Annotated in this window: 1 protein-coding gene; it reads left to right on the top strand. The window is 80.7% G+C overall.

The genetic code is table 11. The features are described 5' to 3' along the window. A partial coding sequence (locus tag JNW98_RS32055; RefSeq protein WP_372459373.1) for a cell division protein PerM occupies positions 1 to 1,184 on the top strand: 1,184 nt, incomplete at both ends.

Here is a 1,184-nt window from a genome sequence, read left to right as displayed (position 1 = left end):
CGCTGGTGACGGCCGTCGGCGTCGCGGTGGCGGCCGCGGCCGTGCCGCGCCGTCCGGCGGCGGTGGGACGGCGCGAGACGGCTGCCGTCGCCTTCCTCGCCGCGCTGCTCTGCGCCACCGCCACCGCCCTGCTCGCCTACGCCGCCGGGGGACCGCTCGGCGTCGCCGCACTGTCCCGCTTCGGCCCCTCGTGGCGCCTCGCCGGCCTGGCCTGCCTGGCCTGGACGCTGGTCATCGGCGTGCCCGGCGCGCTGATCGTCCGCCGGATCCGCAGGGCGGAACGGGCGGCGGCACCCGACGGAGCCCGGCGGCGCGGCTGGTGGCGTCGGCTGCGGCCGGCTCTCGGACTGCGGGCCGCCAGGACGGCGTCCGCGGCGGACGCGGCGGGAGCGGCGGGAGCGGCGGCCTTCGCGGTGGCGGGCACCGGCGCGGCCGGTCCGGCAGATGTGAAAGGCGCCGAGGGCGCGAGGGACGCGAAGGGCGCGAAGGACAAGACGGGTCGAAAGGGCAGGAAAGGCATGGCGACGGCGACGGACGGGACGAGCGCGTCGGACGTGGCCGACGAGACGAGCACTCCGGACGCGGTGGCCGGTGGCACGCCGGCCCCGCGGCGCCGACGGGCCCGCGGTCCGGGCGCCTGGGGACGGGGGCTCGCCCGCTGGCTCGGCTTCGCCGTCGGCGGGGCGGAGACGGACGCCGGACCGGCCTCCACGGCGACGCCGGACCAGCGGTCGGCGAAGGACCGGAAGCGGTCGGAGGCGGCGGGACGGGAACGGTCGCCGGACGCGGGCGGCGCGCGGGACGGCGACTCCGCCACCGGAGTGGACGGGGGAGCGGACCGTACGGCGGACGCCGGAGCGGGACGCGAGCCGGGCCGGGAGGCGGGACGCGAGGCGGACGGGAGCCTGCGGGACGAGCCGGACCGGCAGGAGGCGGCCATGCCGCAACAGCCGCCGCAACAGCAGCCGGAATCGTCCCGCCCGGAGCGGGAGTACCAGCGCACGCGGCAGCCCGGCGCCCCCGCCCCGGCCCCCCGCAACCCCGTGTCCTACGCGCCGGAGAGCCTGCCCCTGCTCCCCGTGCACGGCATCGTCCTCGGAGCGGACGGCCGGGCGGAGCCCCCGCGGCGGCGCAGGCACCGCGGCACCCGCGCGTCCCGCGCGGAGCGCGCGGCCCGGCGCGAG

Origin of the sequence: Streptomyces huiliensis (genome assembly GCF_020037025.1) — a bacterium.
Classification (GTDB): domain Bacteria; phylum Actinomycetota; class Actinomycetes; order Streptomycetales; family Streptomycetaceae; genus Streptomyces; species Streptomyces huiliensis.
Note: the sequence above shows the minus strand (reverse complement) of the source record. Positions and strands in the feature narration are given on the sequence as shown.